The organism is Cellulomonas sp. SLBN-39 (assembly GCF_006715865.1).
Classification (GTDB): Bacteria; Actinomycetota; Actinomycetes; order Actinomycetales; family Cellulomonadaceae; genus Cellulomonas.
This window is the reverse complement of record NZ_VFOA01000001.1, coordinates 1,191,610-1,211,484: the sequence shown is the minus strand read 5'-3', so window position 1 is coordinate 1,211,484 and position 19,875 is coordinate 1,191,610. Positions and strand designations below refer to the sequence as shown.

At 74.1% G+C, this 19,875-nt stretch carries 17 protein-coding genes; 11 read left to right on the top strand and 6 right to left on the bottom strand.

Annotated elements, in window-relative coordinates:
* Positions 1-4: 4 nt before the first annotated feature.
* From FBY24_RS05460 to FBY24_RS05450, 3 genes are all read right to left on the bottom strand, one after another.
* The gene (locus tag FBY24_RS05460) at positions 5-730 is read right to left on the bottom strand and encodes a ParA family protein (protein ID WP_142158753.1); all 726 of its coding nucleotides are present in this window, start codon (positions 728-730) and stop codon (positions 5-7) included.
* 49 nt (positions 731-779) lie between these two features.
* Positions 780-2,783: a bifunctional diguanylate cyclase/phosphodiesterase gene (locus tag FBY24_RS05455; RefSeq protein ID WP_142158751.1), complete on the bottom strand. Its 2,004-nt coding sequence runs from the start codon at positions 2,781-2,783 to the stop codon at positions 780-782.
* 229 nt (positions 2,784-3,012) lie between these two features.
* Positions 3,013-4,044 (bottom strand): LacI family DNA-binding transcriptional regulator, encoded by a 1,032-nt coding sequence (locus FBY24_RS05450; RefSeq protein ID WP_255432240.1) that lies wholly within the window; start codon positions 4,042-4,044, stop codon positions 3,013-3,015.
* 152 nt (positions 4,045-4,196) lie between these two features.
* On the opposite strand from FBY24_RS05450, the gene FBY24_RS05445 reads away from it, so the two are divergent.
* The 4 genes from FBY24_RS05445 (at position 4,197) to FBY24_RS05430 (ending at position 9,328) form a co-directional block, all read left to right on the top strand.
* Positions 4,197-5,162: a carbohydrate ABC transporter permease gene (locus FBY24_RS05445; RefSeq protein WP_142158747.1), complete on the top strand. Its 966-nt coding sequence runs from the start codon at positions 4,197-4,199 to the stop codon at positions 5,160-5,162.
* Between the two features lie 3 nt (positions 5,163-5,165).
* Positions 5,166-6,083 (top strand): carbohydrate ABC transporter permease, encoded by a 918-nt coding sequence (locus FBY24_RS05440; protein WP_142158745.1) that lies wholly within the window; start codon positions 5,166-5,168, stop codon positions 6,081-6,083.
* 73 nt (positions 6,084-6,156) lie between these two features.
* Positions 6,157-7,479 (top strand): ABC transporter substrate-binding protein, encoded by a 1,323-nt coding sequence (locus tag FBY24_RS05435; protein WP_142158743.1) that lies wholly within the window; start codon positions 6,157-6,159, stop codon positions 7,477-7,479.
* A gap of 91 nt (positions 7,480-7,570) precedes the next feature.
* Complete coding sequence (locus FBY24_RS05430; protein ID WP_142158740.1) at positions 7,571-9,328, top strand: beta-galactosidase family protein; 1,758 nt, start codon at positions 7,571-7,573, stop codon at positions 9,326-9,328.
* Positions 9,329-9,357: 29 nt separating this feature from the next.
* Here the strand turns inward: FBY24_RS05430 and FBY24_RS05425 are convergent, their stop codons facing one another.
* Genes FBY24_RS05425 through FBY24_RS05415 form a run of 3 tightly spaced genes read right to left on the bottom strand, consistent with a single transcriptional unit; the run spans position 9,358 to position 11,078 of the window.
* Positions 9,358-9,729, bottom strand: coding sequence for a type II toxin-antitoxin system VapC family toxin (locus FBY24_RS05425; RefSeq protein WP_142158738.1), 372 nt, complete (start codon positions 9,727-9,729; stop codon positions 9,358-9,360).
* Positions 9,726-9,959, bottom strand: a complete 234-nt coding sequence (locus FBY24_RS05420; RefSeq protein WP_222117208.1) for a type II toxin-antitoxin system Phd/YefM family antitoxin — start codon at positions 9,957-9,959, stop codon at positions 9,726-9,728. Before FBY24_RS05420 ends, FBY24_RS05425 begins: the two co-directional genes overlap by 4 nt.
* Before the next feature lie 60 nt (positions 9,960-10,019).
* Complete coding sequence (locus FBY24_RS05415; protein ID WP_255432238.1) at positions 10,020-11,078, bottom strand: LacI family DNA-binding transcriptional regulator; 1,059 nt, start codon at positions 11,076-11,078, stop codon at positions 10,020-10,022.
* A 255-nt stretch (positions 11,079-11,333) separates the two neighbouring features.
* On the opposite strand from FBY24_RS05415, the gene FBY24_RS05410 reads away from it, so the two are divergent.
* From FBY24_RS05410 to FBY24_RS05380, 7 genes are all read left to right on the top strand, one after another.
* A complete protein-coding gene (locus FBY24_RS05410; RefSeq protein WP_255432237.1) occupies positions 11,334-12,695 on the top strand; it encodes an ABC transporter substrate-binding protein in 1,362 nt (453 codons plus the stop codon).
* Positions 12,695-13,663, top strand: a complete 969-nt coding sequence (locus FBY24_RS05405; RefSeq protein WP_142158731.1) for a carbohydrate ABC transporter permease — start codon at positions 12,695-12,697, stop codon at positions 13,661-13,663. The genes FBY24_RS05410 and FBY24_RS05405 overlap by 1 nt, the downstream gene beginning before the upstream one ends.
* Positions 13,660-14,484, top strand: a complete 825-nt coding sequence (locus FBY24_RS05400; RefSeq protein WP_140459343.1) for a carbohydrate ABC transporter permease — start codon at positions 13,660-13,662, stop codon at positions 14,482-14,484. The genes FBY24_RS05405 and FBY24_RS05400 overlap by 4 nt, the downstream gene beginning before the upstream one ends.
* Positions 14,481-15,461: an alpha/beta hydrolase gene (locus FBY24_RS05395; RefSeq protein ID WP_142158729.1), complete on the top strand. Its 981-nt coding sequence runs from the start codon at positions 14,481-14,483 to the stop codon at positions 15,459-15,461. The genes FBY24_RS05400 and FBY24_RS05395 overlap by 4 nt, the downstream gene beginning before the upstream one ends.
* Positions 15,462-15,544: 83 nt before the next feature.
* Positions 15,545-17,020: a sucrose phosphorylase gene (gene gtfA / locus FBY24_RS05390; protein WP_142158727.1), complete on the top strand. Its 1,476-nt coding sequence runs from the start codon at positions 15,545-15,547 to the stop codon at positions 17,018-17,020.
* 25 nt (positions 17,021-17,045) lie between these two features.
* Positions 17,046-17,702 (top strand): hypothetical protein, encoded by a 657-nt coding sequence (locus FBY24_RS05385; RefSeq protein ID WP_142158725.1) that lies wholly within the window; start codon positions 17,046-17,048, stop codon positions 17,700-17,702.
* 105 nt (positions 17,703-17,807) lie between these two features.
* The gene (locus FBY24_RS05380; RefSeq protein WP_142158723.1) at positions 17,808-19,874 is read left to right on the top strand and encodes a bifunctional lysylphosphatidylglycerol flippase/synthetase MprF; all 2,067 of its coding nucleotides are present in this window, start codon (positions 17,808-17,810) and stop codon (positions 19,872-19,874) included.
* Position 19,875 lies beyond the last annotated feature (1 nt).

The window sequence follows — 19,875 nt, the reverse complement described above, 5'->3', positions numbered from 1 at the left end:
CGCCTCACGCGGCTGCGCGGACCTTCTTCCACAGGCGGCGGTAGGCGAGGGCGGCCGGGGTGCCGGGTGCGAACGCGGCCAGGGGGCGCCGCTCCGCCCCCATGCGCTCGACCACCGCGGCGGCGGGCACGACGACGTCGACGACACCCTCGGGCAGGTCCGCCAGCACCTGCCGGTGCGCGACGCGCCGCCGGTCGACCATGCTGAGGAACCCCACGACCGGCGGGGCGGGGTCGCGCTCGGCCACGACCTGCCGCACCTGCTCCAGGCTGCGCAGCGTCAACGGCCCCGGCACCAGCGGCACCACCACCACGTCGGCGGCCCGCACCACGTTCGCCGCGACGAGGGACGAGCCCGCCGGGCAGTCCAGGACGACCGTGCGGTAGGTGCCCCGGAGCGTCGTGAGCGTGCGGTGCACGCGGCTGCGGGACCGCTTCGCGTCGTCCAGCACCACGTCCAGCGACCGGTACGTGCCGTCCGCGGGGAGCACGTCGAGGGTCTCCCAGGCCGTCTGCCGCACGCCCGCGACGGGGTGCGTGGCACCGGTGACCAGAGCGGGCGCGCCGCCGCGCAGCTTCGGCTTGACGTCCAGCAGCCACGTCGCGCCGCCCTGCGGGTCGAGGTCCCACAGCAGGGTCTCGCCGTGCGCGGCCGCCTCGTAGGCGAGGTTCACCGCGGCGGTCGTCTTGCCGACCCCGCCCTTGACGCTGAAGACCGCCACCACCCGCATGGCCAGACGCTAGACCCCCCGGCCCCGGCGTGGGGAGGGGGTCGCCCGCTCAGCCGGCGCGGACGTGCGGCACGGCGAGCGGGACGGCCACGAGCGTCAGCTCGCGCGCCGGCGCCGGCCTGCCGAGGTGGTACCCCTGGGCGAACCGGCACCCGAGCGCCATCGCCCGGTCCAGCTGCGTCTGGTCCTCGACGCCCTCGGCCAGCACGACCTGCCCCAGGCGCCGCGCCAGGCTCGAGATCGCCGACACCACGGCCTCGTCGGCCGCGGACGAGCCCAGGTCCTGCACCAGCGAGCGGTCGATCTTGATCATCCCGATCGGCAGGTGCGTCAGGTAGGACAACGACGAGTACCCCGTGCCGAAGTCGTCGAGCGCGATGGTCACGCCCAGGTCCACGAGCGTCGCCAGCCGGTCCGCGACCACCCGGGTCGCCTGCACGACCGCGCTCTCGGTGATCTCCAGCACCAGCGACGTCGGCGCCAGCCCCGACTCGGCGAGCGCGTCCTTCACGGTGCTGACCAGGCCCGGGTCGGCCAGCGTGCGCGGCGCGCAGTTCACCGACACCCGCAGCGGCGGCAGCCCCCGGCGCCGGCGCTCGGCGTTCCAGTGCGCCACCTGGTGCGTCGCGGTGAGCAGCACGTGCCGGTCGAGCGCGACGATCAGCTCCGACGCCTCGACGTGCGGCACGAACTGTCCCGGCGGCAGCGGCCCGCGGTCCGGGTGCTCCCAGCGCACCAGCGCCTCGAACGCGAACACCTGGTCGTCCATCAGGTCGACCAGCGGCTGGTAGGCGACCCACAGCCCGCCCGCCGCCGGGTCCTCCAGCGCCTGCCGCAGCTCGCCGACGATCCGGTAGTGCGCACCGCGCACCACGTCGGTCGCGGGGTCGAAGAGGTGCACCCGCCGCCCGCCGGCCTGCTTGGCGCCGTTCGTCGCCTCGTCCGCCGCCGAGAGCACCTGCGCCGTCGTCGCGGGCACGCCCGGTGCCGGGCCCGGCGGGTCCACGCCCAGGCCCACGACCACCAGCCCCACCGACGCCGACGTCGCCACCGTCTGCCCGTCGACCTCGACGTCGAGCTCGACGGCCTCGGCCACCCGCCGCGCGATCTGCTCCGCGTCCGCCACCGACGCGACCGGCTCCACGACCAGCAGGATCTCGTCCGGCCCCGCCCGGGCCAGCAGGTCCGCGGCCCCCGTCATCGCGGTCAGCGCCTGCACCGCGGCGACCAGCACCGCGTCCCCGCCGCCGCTGCCCAGCCGCGAGTTCAGCTCGGTGAACCGGTCGACGTCGCACAGCACGACCGCCAGGCCCGTCCCGTCGCGGCGGCTGCGCGCCAGCGCCCGGGCCAGCTCCTCCTCCGCCGGGCGCCGCAGCATCAGCCCGGTCAGCGCGTCCTGCGTCGACAGCCGCTCCAGGCGTCCCACCGCCTCGCGGGCCTCCAGCTCGGAGGCCGCCTGCTCGCGCTCCAGGCGCGTCTGGTGCCGCAGCAGCAGCACCACCAGGGCGAGGACGCTCAGCACCGACAGCGCGCCCGTCGTGGTGGCCAGCGCCCGCAGCCGCACGGACCGCGTCGCACCGGCGTCGGCGATCTGCGCGGCGTCGGCGATCACCCGCGCCGCCTCGTCCCGCACGTCGTCCATCACCCGCCTGCCCGCGCCCGACGCGACCAGCGTGGCGGCGTCGTCCGCGCGTCCCCGCTTCGTCAGCTCGACCGCGGTCTCCAGGTGGTCGAGCTTGACGCGCGCCAGCACCTCGAGCAGCCCGGGGTGCACGCCGCCGAGCTGGTCGGAGGCCGCCTCCAGGGACGCCAGCGCCTGCGCGAGCCGGGCGTCGGCCGTGGCGTAGGGCTCCAGGAAGCTCCTGTCCTGCGTGATGAGGTAGCCGCGCTGGCCCGTCTCGGCGTCGAGCAGGACCGCCTGGACCTCGCGGGCGTCGCGCACGACCGTGCGGGCCGCCGCCGTCTCCTGGTCCGTCCGGGCCCCCGCCTGGACGGTCGCGACGGTCAGCCCGAAGGACACCAGGACGAGCAGCACGACCGACCAGGCGGCCACCGCCACCCCGCCCGCGCGTCTGTCGAAAGCGCTGATCCGTTCGACCACCCGGTCTGTTCCCCCCAGCCGTCACCCCGTCGCACATGACGGTCCCGACGGGCGTCGATGACCGTCCACCGCACCAGCATGACCCCGGGTGACGCAGGAGACCAGCAGGTTCACCCGCTCCCCGGGGGTGCTATGACCTGGTCGGACGTACGTCTGGTCCCCGGGACGCGCCGGGGAGCGGTTACCGGGCGCGCGGGGGCGCCGTGCTCGCGCGCACCACCAGCGTCGTCGGCACCACCACGTGGTGCCCGCTGAGCGTGGTGCGCTCACGGATCTGCTGCATCAGCAGCTCGACCAGCTCCGACCCGATCGCCGTGAAGTCCTGCCGCACCGTGGTCAGCGGCGGCCACAGGTAGTCCGCCATCGGGATGTCGTCGAAGCCCACCACCGAGACGTCGCCCGGCACGTCGCGCCCGTGCTCGTGCAGCGCCCGCACGAGGCCCGCGGCCATCTCGTCGTTCGCGCAGAAGACCGCGGTCACGTCCGGGTCGAGGGCCAGCCGCGCGCCGTGCGCGTACCCCGACGCCGCCGACCAGTCGCCGTGCACGACGGCCGGGACCTCGCGCCCCGCGGCCCGCAGACGGGTGCGCCACGCGTCGGCCCGCACCCGGGCCGGCGTCGAGTCCTCCGGCCCGCCCAGGTGGTGCACGGTCGGGTGACCCAGGTCGAGCAGGTGCTGCACCGCCAGCGCGGCCCCCTCGGCCTGGTCGGTACCCACCGCCGGGTGGTGCCCGATGAACCGCGAGTCCGACACCACCACGGGCAGCCGCGGCGGCAGCGCCAGCGTCGCTGGCGTGGCGTCCTCCGCCCGGATGACGACCAGCCCGTCGATGGCCTGGTGGCCCAGGCGCCGCGCGGCGTCCGACACGTCCGACGACGACGGCGTGCGCACGTCGACCAGCGTCACCGTGTACCCGTGCTGCCGGGCGGCCTCGACGACGCCCTCGAACGTGCGCGACTCCCCGGTACGGGTGAGCCGGTGCGCGATCAGCCCGATCGTGCCGAACGAGCCCGACCGCAGCGCGCGGGCCGCGTGGTTGGGGCTGTAGCCGAGCTGGTCCATGGCGGCGAGCACGCGCTCGCGGGTCTGCGCACGGACGTTGGTGGCGCCCGTCGACACCCGGGACACGGTCTGCTGCGAGACGCCCGCCAGGCGTGCGACGTCGGCGATGGACGGGCCGGTGCGGCCCCGCGCGTGCGTCCCCTGCGACATGCGGGACAGCATAGCCATGGCGACGTCACCATCGGGTGCCACCCGTCATGTCCTGCCATGACGGATGGTGACGTCACCATCTTGTGACCTGGAGCGCCGTCGTCCGGATTGACAGCCCCCGGCGCGGGGTGCGAACGTTCCTGCACCCGCCAATGGTGACGTCAACATCTCGGCGCCACGAAGGAGTGCCCGTGACCCAGACCGCCGTGCCGCCCGCGGCCGCCGTCTCCGCCGGCCCGACGCCGCGCCCCGCCCGCCGCCGCTCGTGGTCCGGCTGGGGGTTCGTCGGCCCCTTCATGGCGGTCTTCGCCCTCGTCTTCCTCGCCCCGATCGCGTACTCGATCTACCTCAGCGTGTTCCGCACGCAGCTCATCGGCGGCACGACGTTCGTGGGGTTCGAGAACTACGCCCGCGCGTTCGGCGACGCCCAGCTGTGGGCGGCCCTCGGGCGGGTCAGCCTCTTCCTCCTGGTGCAGGTGCCCGTGATGCTCGGCATCGCCCTGCTGGTGGCGCTGGCGCTGGACTCCGGGCGGCTGTTCGGGCGGGACTTCTTCCGCATCTCGATCTTCCTGCCCTACGCCGTGCCGGCCGTCGTCGCCACCCTCATGTGGGGCTTCATGTACGGCACCCGGTTCGGCCTGGTCGGCAACATCAACGACGCCCTCGGCGTCGCGCTGCCGAACCCGCTCGCCCCGGACCTCGTGCTCGCCGCGATCGGCAACATCGTGACCTGGGAGTTCGTCGGCTACAACATGCTGATCTTCTACTCCGCGCTGCGCACGATCCCCACCTCGCTGTACGAGGCGGCGCAGATCGACGGCGCCGGGCAGTGGCGCGTGATCCGGGCGATCAAGCTCCCCGCGATCCGCGGCGCGCTCGTCATCGCGACCATCTTCTCCATCATCGGCAGCTTCCAGCTGTTCAACGAGCCCAGCATCCTGCAGGCGCTGGCGCCGAACGCGATCACCACGTACTTCACGCCGAACCTGTACGCGTACTCGCTGTCCTTCTCCGGCCAGCAGTACAACTACTCGGCCACCGTGGCCATCATCATGGGCCTGCTCACGATGGTGATCGCCTACGTCGTCCAGCTGCGCGGCATGCGCAAGGAGGCGTGAGCGATGACCACCACCACCGTGACCCCCCGCCGGTCCACCGGGCCGCGTCTGCGCCGGGCCCGCGGCTTCTCCGCCGACCGTCCCCGCCGCAGCCCGCTGCTGACGGTCCTCACCGGGATCGTGCTCGTCTACTCGCTGCTGCCGCTGGCGTGGCTGCTCGTGAACGCGACCAAGACGCAGGCCGACCTGTTCTCGTCCTTCGGCCTGTGGTTCGGCGACTCGTTCGCCCTGTTCAGCAACATCGGGCAGACCCTGACCTACGACGACGGCATCTTCGTGCGCTGGTTCGCCAACACGCTCCTGTACGTGGTGCTCGGTGCCGGCGGCGCGACCGCGCTCGCCGTGCTCGGCGGGTACGGGCTGGCCAAGTTCGACTTCCCCGGCAAGAAGGGCGTGTTCGCCACCGTCATCGGCGCCGTGGCCGTGCCCGGCACCGCGCTGGCCGTGCCCACGTTCCTCATGTTCAGCCAGATGGGCCTGACCAACACCCCGTGGTCGGTCATCATCCCGTCGCTGATCTCGCCGTTCGGGCTGTACCTGATGTGGACCTTCGCCGCCGAGGCGATCCCCACCGAGCTGCTCGAGGCCGCCCGCATGGACGGCGCCGGCGAGGCCCGCACGTTCGCCCAGATCTGCCTGCCGCTGCTGGCCCCGGGCATCGTCACGGTGCTGCTCTTCACGATGGTCGCGACGTGGAACAACTACTTCCTGCCGCTCATCATGCTCAAGGACCCCGACTGGTACCCGCTGACGCTCGGCCTCAACGCGTGGAACGCGCAGGCCGCCACCGCGGGCGGCGAGGCGATCTTCAACCTCGTCATCACCGGCGCCGTGCTGACCATCGTGCCGCTGGTGGTCGCCTTCCTCTTCCTGCAGCGCTACTGGCAGTCCGGCCTCGCGGCCGGCTCCGTCAAGGAGTGAGGGCCCCGCGCCCCCGCCCCGCCCCGACCGACCCCCTCTCCGGTTCCCGTACGACGACGTTGGAGGACACCTGATGACCCGCTCGACCCGCACCACCCTGCGCCGCACGGCGCTGCGCGGCGCCGCCGTGGCCGGCGCGCTCGCCCTCACGCTGACCGCGTGCTCCGGCGGCGGCACGGCCGACCCCGAGGCCGCGGCCGAGGAGGGCGGCGAGCTCACCGTCTGGGCCTGGGACCCGACGGTCGAGCCCATCGCCGAGGCGTACATGGAGGCCCACGACGGCGTGACGATCGAGGTCGTCAACGCCGGCACCGGCAACGACCAGTACACCGCCCTGCAGAACGCGATCGCCGCCGGCTCGGGCGTGCCCGACCTCGCGCAGATCGAGTACTACGCGCTGCCGCAGTTCGCGATCGGCGAGTCCCTGGCGGACGTCAGCGAGCTCGGCGCCGCCGAGCTCGACGGCACGTTCACCCCCGGCCCGTGGAGCGCCGTCCAGCAGGGCGAGGGCATCTACGGCCTGCCGCTCGACTCCGGCCCGATGGCGCTGTTCTACAACGCCACGGTGTTCGAGGAGCACGGCATCGAGGTCCCCGAGACGTGGGACGCGTACGTCGAGGCCGCCCGCGCGCTGCACGAGGCCGACCCGAGCATCTACATCACCAACGACACCGGCGACGCCGGCTTCACGACGTCGATGATCTGGCAGGCCGGCGGCCAGCCCTACACGGTCGACGGCACCGACGTGACGATCGACTTCACCGACGAGGGCTCGACGGCCTTCGCCGAGACGTGGCAGCAGCTCGTCGAGGAGGAGCTCGTCGCCCCCATCTCGTCGTGGAGCGACGAGTGGTACCAGGGCCTGGGTGACGGCAGCATCGCCACGCTGACCATCGGCGCCTGGATGCCCGGCAACTTCGAGTCCGGCGTGCCGGACGCGGCCGGCGACTGGCGCGTCGCGCCCATGCCGCAGTGGACCGAGGGCGCGTCCGACACCGCCGAGAACGGCGGGTCGGCGATGTCCGTCACCGAGGCCTCCGAGAACAAGGCCCTGGCGTACGACTTCCTGGAGTTCGCGTCCGCCGGCGACGGCGTCCAGATCCGTCTCGACGGCGGCGGCTTCCCCGCGACCGTCGCGGACCTGGAGTCCGAGGAGTTCCTGAGCCAGGAGTCGGAGTACTTCGGCGGCCAGAAGATCAACGAGGTCCTCGCGCAGTCGGCGGCCGACGTCGTCGAGGGCTGGCAGTACCTGCCCTTCCAGGTCTACGCCAACTCGATCTTCAACGACACGGTCGGCCAGGCGTACGTCTCCGGCACGACGATCACCGACGGCCTCGCCGACTGGCAGGACGCCTCGATCACATACGGCAACGACCAGGGCTTCACGGTCGACTGACCGGCCCCACGCAGGCGGTGGCGCACCCCCGCGCCACCGCCTGCGTCCTGCTCCCGCACCCTTCCCGCGCCCGCTCCACCAGGAGGCACCCATGCCGACGTTCGAGATCGGCGAGCACGACTTCCTGCTCGACGGTCAGCCGCACCAGGTCCTCTCGGGCGCGCTGCACTACTTCCGCGTGCACCCCGACCTGTGGGCCGACCGGATCCGGTCCGCGCGCCTCATGGGTCTCAACACCATCGAGACCTACGTGGCGTGGAACGTGCACGCGCCGACGCCCGACGTGTTCGACACGACCGGGCCGCGCGACCTCGGCCGGTTCCTCGACCTCGTCGCCGCCGAGGGCATGCACGCGATCGTGCGCCCCGGCCCGTACATCTGCGCCGAGTGGGACAACGGCGGGTTCCCCGCGTGGCTGTTCGCCATGCCCGGCGTGGGCGTGCGCCGCAACGAGCCGACGTACATGAAGGCCGTGCAGCAGTACCTCGAGCACGTGCTGCCGATCGTCGCCGAGCGTCAGGTGACCCGTGGCGGGCCCGTGATCGCCGTGCAGGTGGAGAACGAGTACGGCGCCTACGGCGACGACAAGGACTACCTGCGCGCGCTCGTCGCGATCAACCGCGCCCAGGGGATCGACGTGCCGCTGCTGACGTGCGACCAGGCCGACGACGCGATGCTCGAGCGCGGCGGCCTGCCCGAGCTGCACCGCACCGCGACCTTCGGCTCGCGCACCGCCGAGCGCCTGGAGATCCTGCGCCGCCACCAGCCCACCGGGCCGCTGATGTGCATGGAGTTCTGGTGCGGCTGGTTCGACCACTGGGGCGCCCACCACCACACCACCGACGCCGCTGCCTCGGCCGCCGACCTCGACGCGCTGCTCGCCGCCGGCGGGTCCGTGAACATCTACATGGTCCATGGCGGCACCAACGCCGGGTTCACCAACGGCGCCAACGACAAGGGCGTCTACCAGCCGACCGTCACGTCGTACGACTACGACGCCCCGATCGCCGAGGACGGCACCCGGACCGCCAAGTACGACGCGTTCCGCGAGGTGCTCGGCCGCTACACGCCGCTCGCCGACGAGACCGCGCCCACCCGCCGGCCCGCGCCCGCGCTGACGGTGCCGCAGGGTCGCACCGTCGACCTGTGGACCGCGGTCGCCGGGCTCGACGGCTGGGTCGACGCGCACGACGTGCCGACGCACGACCAGGTCGGCGCCGCGCACGGCTTCGTCCTGCACCGCACGCACGTCGACCTCGACGCCCCCGCCGTGCTGGCGTTCGGCGAGGTCCGCGACCGCGCGCAGGTGTTCCTCGACGGTCGGCAGGTCGGCGTCGTCGACCGGTCCGAGCGGGCCACGTCGATCACCCTGCCCGCCGGTGCTGCGCGCCTGGACGTGCTCGTCGAGGACCAGGGCCGCGTCAACTACGGCCCCCGCATCGGCGAGCCCAAGGGGCTGATCGGCCCCGCGACCCTCGGCGGCGCTCCGCTGACCGGCTGGCGGGTGCTGCCCGTGGACGTCGACGCGATCGCCGCGGCCCCCGGCCTGGCGTCCGACGCCCCCGCGACCCACGCGCCCCTGCCCGGCCCGTCGTTCACCGTCTACGAGGCCGACCTGCCCGTCGCCGACCTGTTCGTCTCCACCCGCGGGTGGGGCAAGGGCGTCGTCTGGGTCAACGGCACGTCCCTGGGCCGGTACTGGTCGAAGGGGCCGCAGACCACGCTCTACGCGCCGGGTCCCCTGGTCACCGGCCGCGGCGACCGCGTCGTCGTGCTCGAGCTGCTCGGCGCCCCCGACGGCGCCCTGCACCTGGTCGACGCCCCCGACCTGGGCCACACCGAGCACTGAGGGGGTTGCGAGGGGCAGCGGCGAGGCGGTCAGACGATGCGCACGTCGTACGCGGCGACGCGCGCATCGACCGAGGCCAGCGCGACGTCCTCGACCATCGCCTGGGCGACCAGCATGCGGTCGAAGGGATCGCGATGGTGCCAGGGGAGGTCGCGCAGCGCGGCCGCGTGCGCGGGCCGCAGCGGGAGCGGGGTGAAGCCTTCGTCGTCGAGCGCCCTCACGAGGTCCGCCGGTGCCACGAGCTTGCCCAGTGACGTCTTGATCGCGATCTCGGCGATGCTCACGGCCGAGTAGAGCACCTCGGTCGCGCCGTCCGACAGCGACGTCCGGTGGCGGTCGGGCAGGCGCGGGTCGTCGCCGAGCCACCACAGCAGCACGTGCGTGTCGGCGAGGATCCTCACGCGCCGTACCAGTCCGCCAGGTCCTGGGCGTCGAGGTCGTCGAAGTCCTCCGACATGGTGATCTGACCACGCAGGGCGCCAGGAGTCCGGCGGGCGGCGCGCGGGTGCAGCGGGACGACGCGGGCCACCGGGCGGCCGTGCTTGGTGATCACCGTCTCCTCGCCCGCCTCGGCGAGCGCGACGACGCGCGACAGGTGCGTCTTCGCGTCGTAGATGCTCATCTCGCTCATCACACCAGCATGGCCATCCTGGTCTATCTGGTCAAGATGAGGTTCGCGCAGTTCCGCGGGTCAGGCACGGGCGACCGAGCCGCGGACGCGCAGGGGCATGGGGATGCGGTGCACGGGGCCCGGGCCGGTGGGCTGGTCGCCGCGGGGCGTGCGGATCTCGTGGAGCAGGAGCTCGACCGCGCGCCGCCCCAGCTGCTCGTGGGGGATCTCGAAGGTCGTCAGGCCCGGGCGCACCCACTCGGCGATGGGGTAGCTGTCGAACGAGACGACGGAGACGTCGTCGGGCACGCGCAGACCGGCCTCGCCGAGCGCCTGGTAGACGCCGAACGCGAGGTAGTCGTTGAAGCAGACGACGGCGCGGGGCGGTGGCCCGGGGGCGGCGAGCAGCTCCTGCATCGCGGCGAACCCGTGGGCCGGCACCCACGCGTCGCACACGCGCCCCGACGCCGGGGCGAGCCCTTCCGCGGCCAGCACCTCGCGCATGCCGGCCAGCCGCTCGACGCCGGCGACGGTGTCGGGCGGCATGTGCTCGGGCAGGGGGCCGGCGCCGACGAGGTGGACCTCGCGGTGGCCGTGCTCGAGGAGCAGGCGGGCGGCACCGCGGCCGGCCTCGAGCTCGTCGGGGATCACGGCGGGCGCCCGGGTGGGGCCGTCGGCGAGGGTGTTGAGCAGCACCGTGGGCGTCAGCTCCAGCGCCGCCGGGACCGTGCGGGTGCGGGTGAACATCGAGGTCAGCGCGATGCCGTCGACCTGGCGGTCCTGCATGGCCTCGATGAGCGCGCTCTCGGTGGCGGGGTCGCCCTCGGTCTCGCCGATGAACAGCATGTAGCCGTGGTCACGGGCGGCCTCGATGGCGCCCTTGATCATGTCGCCGGCCATGGGGGAGGTCGCGACGGTGTCGGAGACGAGCCCGAGGGTGCGGGTCGTGCCCTTGCGCAGGCCGATCGAGACGGCGTTCGGCCGGTAGCCCAGCTCGGCCGCCGCGGCGCGCACGCGGTCCTGCACGGCCTGGGAGATCCGCAGCTCGTCGCCGCGCCCGGACAGCACGAGCGAGGCCGTCGTCGACGACACCGCCGCGGTGCGTGCGACGTCCGCCAGGGTCACGCGTCTGCGGCTCACGTCGGTCCTCCCGTCGCCCGGATCCTAGGGTGCCGCGGCCCGGGTCGACGCCCGGCGCCCTCGGCGAGCACCCGTCGGGGTGCGGCCCGGGCGGGCGTCCGGGACCGGGCGGCGGTCCGCGGTGCGTGATGCATCTGTGACCTCCCGTCGCCTTGACAGCCACCCCGTCCAGTGGCGAGCATCCTCATGCTAAGCCGATTTAGCACGGGGTTCCCACCCCCTCCGGGAGCCCCGACGGACGAAAGGGAGACACCGGTGTCTCGAACGACTGGAAGGTCCCGGCGCGCGGTCGCGACCGCGTCCGTGTGCCTCGCGGGGCTCATCACCGTGACCGCGTGCAGCGCACCTGGCGCGAGCACGACCGACGACGGCACCGCCGACGCCGTGGCCACGGGCGACATGACCTGCGGCACCGAGGACGTGACGCTCAGCGCCTACGTGGAGACGGGCTTCCCGCTCGCCCAGGAGCTGTTCGACGAGTTCACGGTCCAGCACCCGAACGTCACGTTCGACGTGCGCGAGGACCAGTTCGCCGTCATTACCCAGAACGCGCCCCGCGTGCTGGCCGACAACCCGCCCGACCTCATGCGCCTGCCCCAGGTGTCCGAGCTCGCCGCCGACGGCCTGCTCTACGACCTGGACGCCGCCGCCGAGGCCTTCGGCTGGGACGAGTGGCCCGCGTCGCAGCTCGAGCAGATGCGCGTCGACGAGGACGGGCGCCGCGGCAGCGGCCCGCTCTACGCGATGGGCCTGAACTTCTCGATGACCGGCGTCTTCTACAACAAGGAGCTCGCGGCGCAGATCGGCATGACGGGCGCCCCGGAGACCCTCGCCGAGCTCGACGACGCGCTCGCGAAGGCGAAGGCCGCGGGCATCACGCCCATCGCGCAGTTCAACGGCGGCGCCACGGGCGGGCTCGCGTTCCCGCTCCAGGGCCTCATGGCCTCGTACGGCGAGCCCGCGGAGATCAACTCCTGGACCTACCAGCAGCCCGGCGCGACGATCGACACCCCGACGACCGTCGAGGCCGCCGCGCACCTGCAGCGGTGGATCGAGGCCGGCTACTTCGCCGACGACGTCAACTCCCTCGACTACTCGATGATGATGAGCCGCTTCATCGACGGCGAGAGCCTGTTCATCTTCAACGGCGACTGGGAGTCGGGGAACCTCGACACCCAGATGCCCGGCAACGTCGGGTTCTTCCTCGTGCCGCCCGTCGAGCAGGGCGGCGAGGTCGGCGCCATGTCCGCGCCGCTGACGTACGGGATCTCCGCTCGGGCCGAGCACCCCGAGTGCGCCGCGTACTTCCTCGACTGGGTCGCGACGGACGAGACGGCCCGCACCATCTCCGTCGAGGTCGGCGGCTCGCACCCCATGGGCCCGGCCGACGCGTTCCTCCCCGAGGTCGCCGACGACACCGTGACCGCTCAGACCCTCGCGGCCGGCGCCACCATCGGCGAGGACGACGGCGCGATGGAGTTCATCGCGAACGCCACCGGGGCGATCTACGCCAAGAGCTGGACCCCGAACCTGCAGAAGCTCGTGGCCGGCGAGATCGACGCGGCGGGCCTGCTCGCGGCCGTCCAGGCGGACTACGAGAGCGAGATCGGCGGCTGATGATGCAGACGCGGACGACCGGCACGACCGGTCGCCGCGAGGTCTCCGAGCAGTCGTCGACCAGCGCCGAGGCCAGGCGCCGTGCCCTCCGGGCACGGCGCCTGCGCCGGGGCTGGGTGGCGCTCGGCCTCGTGGTCCCGGCGGCGGTGGCCTACGCAGCGTTCGTGCTGCGCCCCCTGGTGCTGACGGTGCAGTACTCCTTCTACGACTGGAACGGCGTCACCGAGTCCACGTGGGTCGGTGCCGAGAACTACCGCCGGCTCGTCGACAACCCCGAGATGCTCGGGTCGATCGGCAACGCGCTCGAGCTCATCGTCTACTTCAGCTTCGTCCCGGTCCTCCTGGGCCTGCTGACGGCCGCGACGATCCGCAAGTTCGCCACCAGCCGGCTCGCGCTGGTCTCGCGCACGGTCCTGTTCCTGCCGCAGGTCATCCCGCTCGTCGCCGCCGGCATCATGTGGACCTGGCTGCTCGCGTCCGACGGCCTGGTCAACGAGCTGCTGCGCGGCATCGGGCTCGACGCGCTGACCCGGGCCTGGCTCGGCGACACGAGCACGGCGCTGCCCGCGGTCGGCGTCATCGGCGCCTGGGTCGCGCTCGGCCTGTGCATGCTCCTGCTGCTCGCCGGCATGGCCAAGATCGACCCGTCGCTGTACGAGGCGGCACGCATCGACGGGGCCGGCGCGGTCCGCGAGTTCTTCGCGATCACGCTGCCCAGCGTCCGGCAGGAGATCGGCGTCTGCGTCACCGTCACGGTGATCTCGGCGCTCGCCGCGTTCGACATCGTCTACATCTCGACCCAGGGCGGGCCGGCGAACTCCACGCTCGTGCCGGGCCTGGAGATCTACTACCTCGGCTTCTTCAGCCGGGAGGTCGGGCAGGCGTCCGCGCTGGCCGTCGTCTTCATGGCGCTGGTCCTGGCCGTCGTCCTGCCGATCCAGCGGCTGACCAGGGAGAGTGACCGGTGATCGTCTCCGCCCGCGAGACGTGGCTCAGCCGCGTCCTGCTCGTCGTGCTCATGGTCGTGACGATCGTCCCGTTCATCAGCCTCTTCGTCACCGCGCTGCACGCGCCCGGCACGTACCCGTCGGGCCTGGAGTGGCCGGAGACGCCCTACTGGTCGAACTTCGTCGACGCGTTCACCGCGGCCGACATGGGCGCGCTGCTCTGGTCGAGCCTGCTCATCGAGATCGGCGTCGTGCCCGTCGCGCTGCTCATCGCCACCCTCGCGGGGTTCTCGCTGGGGCACCTGCGCCCGCCGGGGCACCGCGCGATCTTCCTGACGTTCGTGCTCGGCCTGACGCTGCCGTTCCAGGCCGTCATCGTGCCGCTGTACTACCAGATGCGGGACCTGGGGCTGCTGAACACCCGGTGGGCGATCATCCTGCCGCTCATCGGCCTGTACATGCCGTTCGCGGTCATGTGGATGCGCGCGCACTTCGTCACGATGCCCGAGGAGCTGTCCGAGGCAGCCCGCATCGACGGCGCCGGCACCTGGGCGCTCTTCTCGCGGATCCACGTGCCGCTGTCCGTCCCGGCGCTGTCGTCCCTCGGGATCCTGCTGTTCCTGTGGACGTGGAACCAGTTCCTGCTCGCGGTCGTGCTCGTCGACGACCCGGCCAAGCGCACGATGGCCGGGGCCCTCGGCGCGTTCCAGGGCCAGTGGGGCACCGACGTTCCCCTGCTGTGCGCGGGGTCGCTGCTCATCCTCACGCCCACGCTGATCGTGTTCCTCGTGTTCCAGCGCCGGTTCGTCTCCGCGCTCATGCAGGGAGCGCTCAAGGGATGACGACCAGCACCACCACGGCGCGCCCGCCGTTCGACCCCGAGGTGGGCGCGGTCCTCGCCGCGCGCCCCGACGACGTCGTGACGACGCTCGCGCCCGACGAGATCGCCGGTCTGCGGGCCAGGGCGACCCCGCCGGACCTGACGGAGGTCGCCGCGGCGGCGGCCCGCGACCTGACCTGGCACGAGGCCCGCGGGCCCGGCGGCGGCGTGCGTGTCGCGCTGCTGCGCCCGCGTGGCACGTCCGGCCCCGTGCCGGTGCTGCTGCACCTGCACGGGGGCGGGCTCGTGGTCGGCACGGTCGCGGACGACGTCGCGGCGGCCGCGGCGCTGCACCCTGGGTGCGCCGTGGCGTCGGTCGACTACCGGCTCGCGCCCGAGGACCCGTACCCGGCGGCCGTCGAGGACGCGTACGCGGCGCTGAGCTGGCTCGTCGCGCACGCCGAGGAGCTCGGGGTCGACCCGGCCCGCGTCGTCGTCACCGGCGTCAGCGCCGGCGGCGGCCTGGCGGCGGCCGTCGCGCTGCTGGCCCGGCAGCGCGGCTGGCCGACCCTGGCGGGGCAGCTGCTGGTCTGCCCGATGCTCGACGACCGCAACGACTCCGCGTCCGGGTACCAGATGGCCGGCGTCGGCACGTGGGACCGCACCGCGAACGCGACCGCCTGGGCGGCGTACCTCGGGGACGCGGCCGGGGGCCCGGCCACGCCGGCCACCGCCTCGCCCGCGCGCGCCCGGCACCTGGGCGGGCTGCCGCCCGCGTACGTGGACGTCGGCTCCGCCGAGACGTTCCGTGACGAGTGCGTGCAGTTCGCGGCCCGCATCTGGGCCGACGGCGGGGACGCCGAGCTGCACGTGTGGCCCGGCGGCTGCCACGGCTTCGACGGCCTCGTGCCGGACGCCGCCCTCTCGATCGACGCGCGCCAGGCGCGCACCCGCTGGCTGGACCGGCTGCTGCGACGCAGCACCGCACCGGCCTCCTGATCGCCGCGTCGTCCTCCCCACACCCCCCGGGGAGGGCGGCGCGGCCCCGACCCCGGTCGACGAACCCCGACGGAGCCCGCACCGTGACCCACCACGGACCTCAGCTGATCACCTACGCCGACCGCCTCGCCGGCGACCTGCGCGGCCTGCGCGCCCTGCTCGACGGGCCGCTGGCCGGCGCGTTCGACGGCGTGCACGTGCTGCCGTTCTACCCGCCGTTCGACGGCGCCGACGCCGGCTTCGACCCGCAGGACCACACGCAGGTCGACCCCCGCCTCGGCACCTGGGACGACGTGCGCGCCCTCGCCGCGGGCCGAACGGTCATGGCCGACGTCATCGTCAACCACGTCTCGGCGGACTCCGAGCGGTTCGTCGACGTGCGCGAGCGCGGCGACGCGTCCCCGCACGCGCCGATGTTCCTCACGCTCGACGCCGTGTTCCCCGACGGCGCGACCGAGGAGGACCTGGCGCGCATCTACCGTCCCCGGCCGGGCCTGCCGTTCACCGTCATGACCCTGGGCGGGCGGCGCCGGCTCGTGTGGACCACGTTCACGCCCGACCAGGTCGACATCGACCTGCGCACCACCCAGGCGTGGGACTACCTGACCGACGTGGTGGAGGCGCTGACGTCCGGAGGCGTGCGGATGCTGCGCCTGGACGCCGTGGGGTACACCGGCAAGGAGGCGGGCACCGACTGCTTCATGACCCCGGCGACCGACGCATACACCGCGCGCATCGTCGAGCTCGCGCACGCCCGCGGCGCGCAGGTGCTCGTCGAGGTGCACGGGCACCACACCCAGCAGATCGACATCGCCCGCTCGGTCGACCTGGTCTACGACTTCGCGCTGCCGCCGCTGGTGCTGCACGCGCTGACCGCCGCCGACCTCGCGCCCCTCGCCGGCTGGTTCGCGATCCGCCCGACCAACGCCGTGACGGTGCTGGACACCCACGACGGCATCGGGATCGTCGACGTCGGCCCGTCCGACCTGCGCCCCGGCGAGCCCGGGCTGCTGGCGCCGGAGAAGATCGACGCGCTCGTCGAGGCGATCCACGACGCGTCCGGCGGCACGTCGCGGCTGGCGACCGGCGCCGCCGCGTCGAACCTCGACCTCTACCAGGTCAACTGCACGTTCTACGACGCGCTCGCCCGCGACGACCGCCGTTACCTGCTGGCCCGGCTCGTGCAGCTCCTCGTGCCCGGCGTCCCGCAGGTCTACTACGTCGGCCTGCTCGCCGGCGGGAACGACACGGACCTGCTCGCCGCCACCGGCGTGGGTCGCGACGTCAACCGCCACCGGTACACCCCGGACGAGGTCGACGCCGCCCTGGCCCGACCCGTCGTGCGCGCCCAGCTCGCCGCGCTGCGCCTGCGCGCCGCGCACCCGGCCTTCGCCGGCGAGCACGCGTGGCACGTCGACGGCACCCGCGCGACCCTGCGCTGGACCGCCGGCGGCGAGCACGTGACCCTCGACCTCGACGTGGCCGACGCGACCTTCGCGCTGCGGGCCACCGGCCCCGACGGCGAGCGCACGGTCCTGCGCCACAGCGACCTCCCGTAGACCCCGGCGGGACTACCGTGGCGACGTGACCCCGACCCCGCCGCCCGGACCCGCGACCCCACCGGCGACGGCGGCGCGCCGGCCCTCGCTCGTCGGACCCGTCTGGCTCACCGTCGTCGGTGCGGTCCTGCTGGTCGGCGCTGTCGTCGCCGGCGTCGCCACGACCGTGCTGCTGGTCGGCACCGCGTCCTCCGGGGTGCTGCGCCTCGACGGCCGGGCCGGCGACGCCGTGGTCGCCGAGATCGACGCGCCCGGCGCCGGGACCGTCGAGCTCGAGGCCGGCGAGCGGTACGCCGTGCACCTCGTCGTCCCCGCCGACGCCGACGAAGCGACCCTCGACGGTGACGTCCTCCTGCAGACCCCGTCCGGGGAGGTCGTGGCCGCCGACCGGTCGCCCGGCGTCGACATGGAGTCGACCGTCGGGCAGTGGTCGGCCGAGACCGTCGGGGCGTTCACCGCCCCCGAGACCGGCACCTACACCGTCGCCGTACCGCCCGCGAGCGTCGCCGACGCGCACGTCCTCCTCGCCCCCGACCGGGACTTCGCACCGTTCCTGCGGAACATCTTCGGCTCCGTGCTGGGCATGTTCCTGGCCATCGGCCTGGGGGTCGTGGGCGTGCCCGTGCTCGCCGGCGGCATCGTCTGGTGGGCGCTGCGCGCCCGCAGCCGCCGCACCGCCTGACGCCGGCCCGCCCCGGACCCCTCGACGCCGCGCCGCCTGTCGCGGCATGCTCGTGAGCGACCCGACCGACCCGACCGGGCGGCCGGGCACGCCAGGGGGTGGCGCGTGGCTGGTGCACGGGTGCGGCAGGTCGTGGGGCGGGTGCCGTTCACGGTCGGGCTGGTCGGGGCGCTGCTCGTGGCGGGCGTCGCGACCGGCGCCCTCTGGCGGCCGCTGGAGGGCACCACCGCGTGGGACCACGTCGCGTACGGCGTGCCCGCGCTCGCCGAGGGCCGCTGGTGGACGCCCGTCACCGGCTTCGTCGTCGCCGCCACCCCGCAGTCGTACGCGCCGACGCTGGCGGGCGCCTTCCTGCTCGTCGCGTTCGCCGAGCGGAGGCTGGGGACCGCCCGCACCGCCGTGCTGACCGTCGGCGGGCACGTCGTCGCCGTGCTCGGCACCACCGCGCTGCTGGCCGCGCTGGCCCGCACCTCCTGGACGTGGGCGCAGACCACCGCCCGGACCCTCGACGTCGGCCCCAGCGGCGGGGTCCTCGCCGCCACCGCGGCGGCCGTGCTCACGCTGCGCGCACCGTGGCGCGGCCGGGCGCTCGCGGTGCTGCTCGCGCTCGTCGGCGTGCTGGCCGTCGTGCTCGGCGCGTTCGCCGACGTGGTGCACCTGGTCGGCGCCGGCGTCGGGCTGCTGGCGGGGACCGTCTGGTCGGGGCAGCTGCGCGACCGGGCGCCGGCGCCGGACACGCCGCACGCGACCCGGTCGGTGGCCGCCGGGTACTTCCTCGTGTCCGCCGTGGTCGTGGTGGTGACCGCCGTCGCCGCGCCGCAGGCCGGGCCCCTGGGGTCGCTGGGGACGGGGTCGGCGGTGTCGGCAGCCGTCGCCGTGACGCTCGACCTGGCCGTCGCCGCCGGGCTGCGCCGGGGCAGGCGCGCGTGGTGGCGGGTCGCCGTGACGCTCACCGCGGTGGGCGGGCTGCTCGCGGCGACCCTGCTGGTCGCGTTCGAGCTCGTCGGCGAGCCCGACCCGGCCGGTGCGGCGCTCGTCGTCTCCCTCGCCCTGGACGTCGCGACGCTGGCGCTGCTGCTCACCCGCCGTGCCGACTTCCTCGCCGCACGGCGTGCCCCGGTCGGGGGCGCCGACGACCTGGACGCCGACCAGGCGCGCCGCGTCCTGGCGCGTACCGGCTCGGCGAGCCGGATCGCGTGGATGACCACGTGGCCGGGGCTGACCTGGTGGCGTGCCCCGGGAGTCGACGGCTACGTGGCGTACCAGCGGCACGCGGGCGTCGCGCTGGTCCTCGGCGATCCCGTCGCGCCGGCGGCCGACCGGGCGGGCGTCGTCGAGGCGTTCGCGCGGTCGGCCGTGGACGCGGGCCTCGTCCCGGCGTTCTTCTCCGCGACGACACAGGTCGCGGACGTCGCGCGGGCCCGCGGCTGGCTCGTCGTGCAGGTCGCGGAGGAGGCGCTCGTCGACCTGCCGGGCCTGGAGCTGCGGGGCAAGCCGTGGCAGAACGTGCGCACGGCGCTGAACCAGGCCGCGAAGACGGGCCTGGAGCACCGCCTCGTCACCCTGCGGGACGCCGCGCCCGGGCTGCGCGCCCAGGTCGAGGTGCTCTCGGCGGCGTGGGTCGCGGAGTCCGACCTGCCGGAGATGGGCTTCACGCTCGGCGGGGTGCGCGAGGCGCTCGACCCGGCCGTGCGCGTGGGCCTGGCCGTCGACGCCGACGAGCGCGTGCACGGCGTGACGAGCTGGCTGCCGGTGCACGGCGACGGCGGGGCCGTGGTCGGCTGGACGCTCGACGTCATGCGCCGCGCGCCCGACGCCGCCCGCCCGACCATGGAGCTGCTCATCGCGCAGGCGTGCCTGACGTTCCGCGACGAGGGTGCGCTGGTGGCGTCGTTGTCCGGTGCGCCGCTGGCCGGGGAGCTGACGTCGCCGGGCGGCCCGACGCCCGTCGACCGTGCCCTGACCCTCCTGGCCGGGCGGCTCGAGCCGGTGTACGGGTTCTCGTCGCTGCACGCGTTCAAGCAGAAGTTCCACCCCCGGCACGAGCCGCTGCACCTGGTCGTGCCCGACGAGTCGGCGCTGCCCGCGGTCGGTCTGGCCCTCGTGCGCGCGTACGTGCCCGACCTGGGCCCGGGCGACGTGGCGACGGTCGCACGGTCGGTGGCGCGCTGAC

Excerpts from the sequence above, each read along its gene's own strand:
- FBY24_RS05460 (WP_142158753.1), bottom strand. The coding sequence starts at position 730 with ATGCGGGTGGTGGCGGTCTTCAGCGTCAAGGGCGGGGTCGGCAAGACG.
- FBY24_RS05450 (WP_255432240.1), bottom strand. The coding sequence starts at position 4,044 with ATGTCGCAGGGGACGCACGCGCGGGGCCGCACCGGCCCGTCCATCGCC.
- FBY24_RS05445 (WP_142158747.1), top strand. The coding sequence starts at position 4,197 with ATGGTGACGTCAACATCTCGGCGCCACGAAGGAGTGCCCGTGACCCAG.
- FBY24_RS05440 (WP_142158745.1), top strand. The coding sequence starts at position 5,166 with ATGACCACCACCACCGTGACCCCCCGCCGGTCCACCGGGCCGCGTCTG.
- FBY24_RS05435 (WP_142158743.1), top strand. The coding sequence starts at position 6,157 with ATGACCCGCTCGACCCGCACCACCCTGCGCCGCACGGCGCTGCGCGGC.
- FBY24_RS05430 (WP_142158740.1), top strand. The coding sequence starts at position 7,571 with ATGCCGACGTTCGAGATCGGCGAGCACGACTTCCTGCTCGACGGTCAG.
- FBY24_RS05420 (WP_222117208.1), bottom strand. The coding sequence starts at position 9,959 with ATGAGCGAGATGAGCATCTACGACGCGAAGACGCACCTGTCGCGCGTC.
- FBY24_RS05405 (WP_142158731.1), top strand. The coding sequence starts at position 12,695 with ATGATGCAGACGCGGACGACCGGCACGACCGGTCGCCGCGAGGTCTCC.
- FBY24_RS05395 (WP_142158729.1), top strand. The coding sequence starts at position 14,481 with ATGACGACCAGCACCACCACGGCGCGCCCGCCGTTCGACCCCGAGGTG.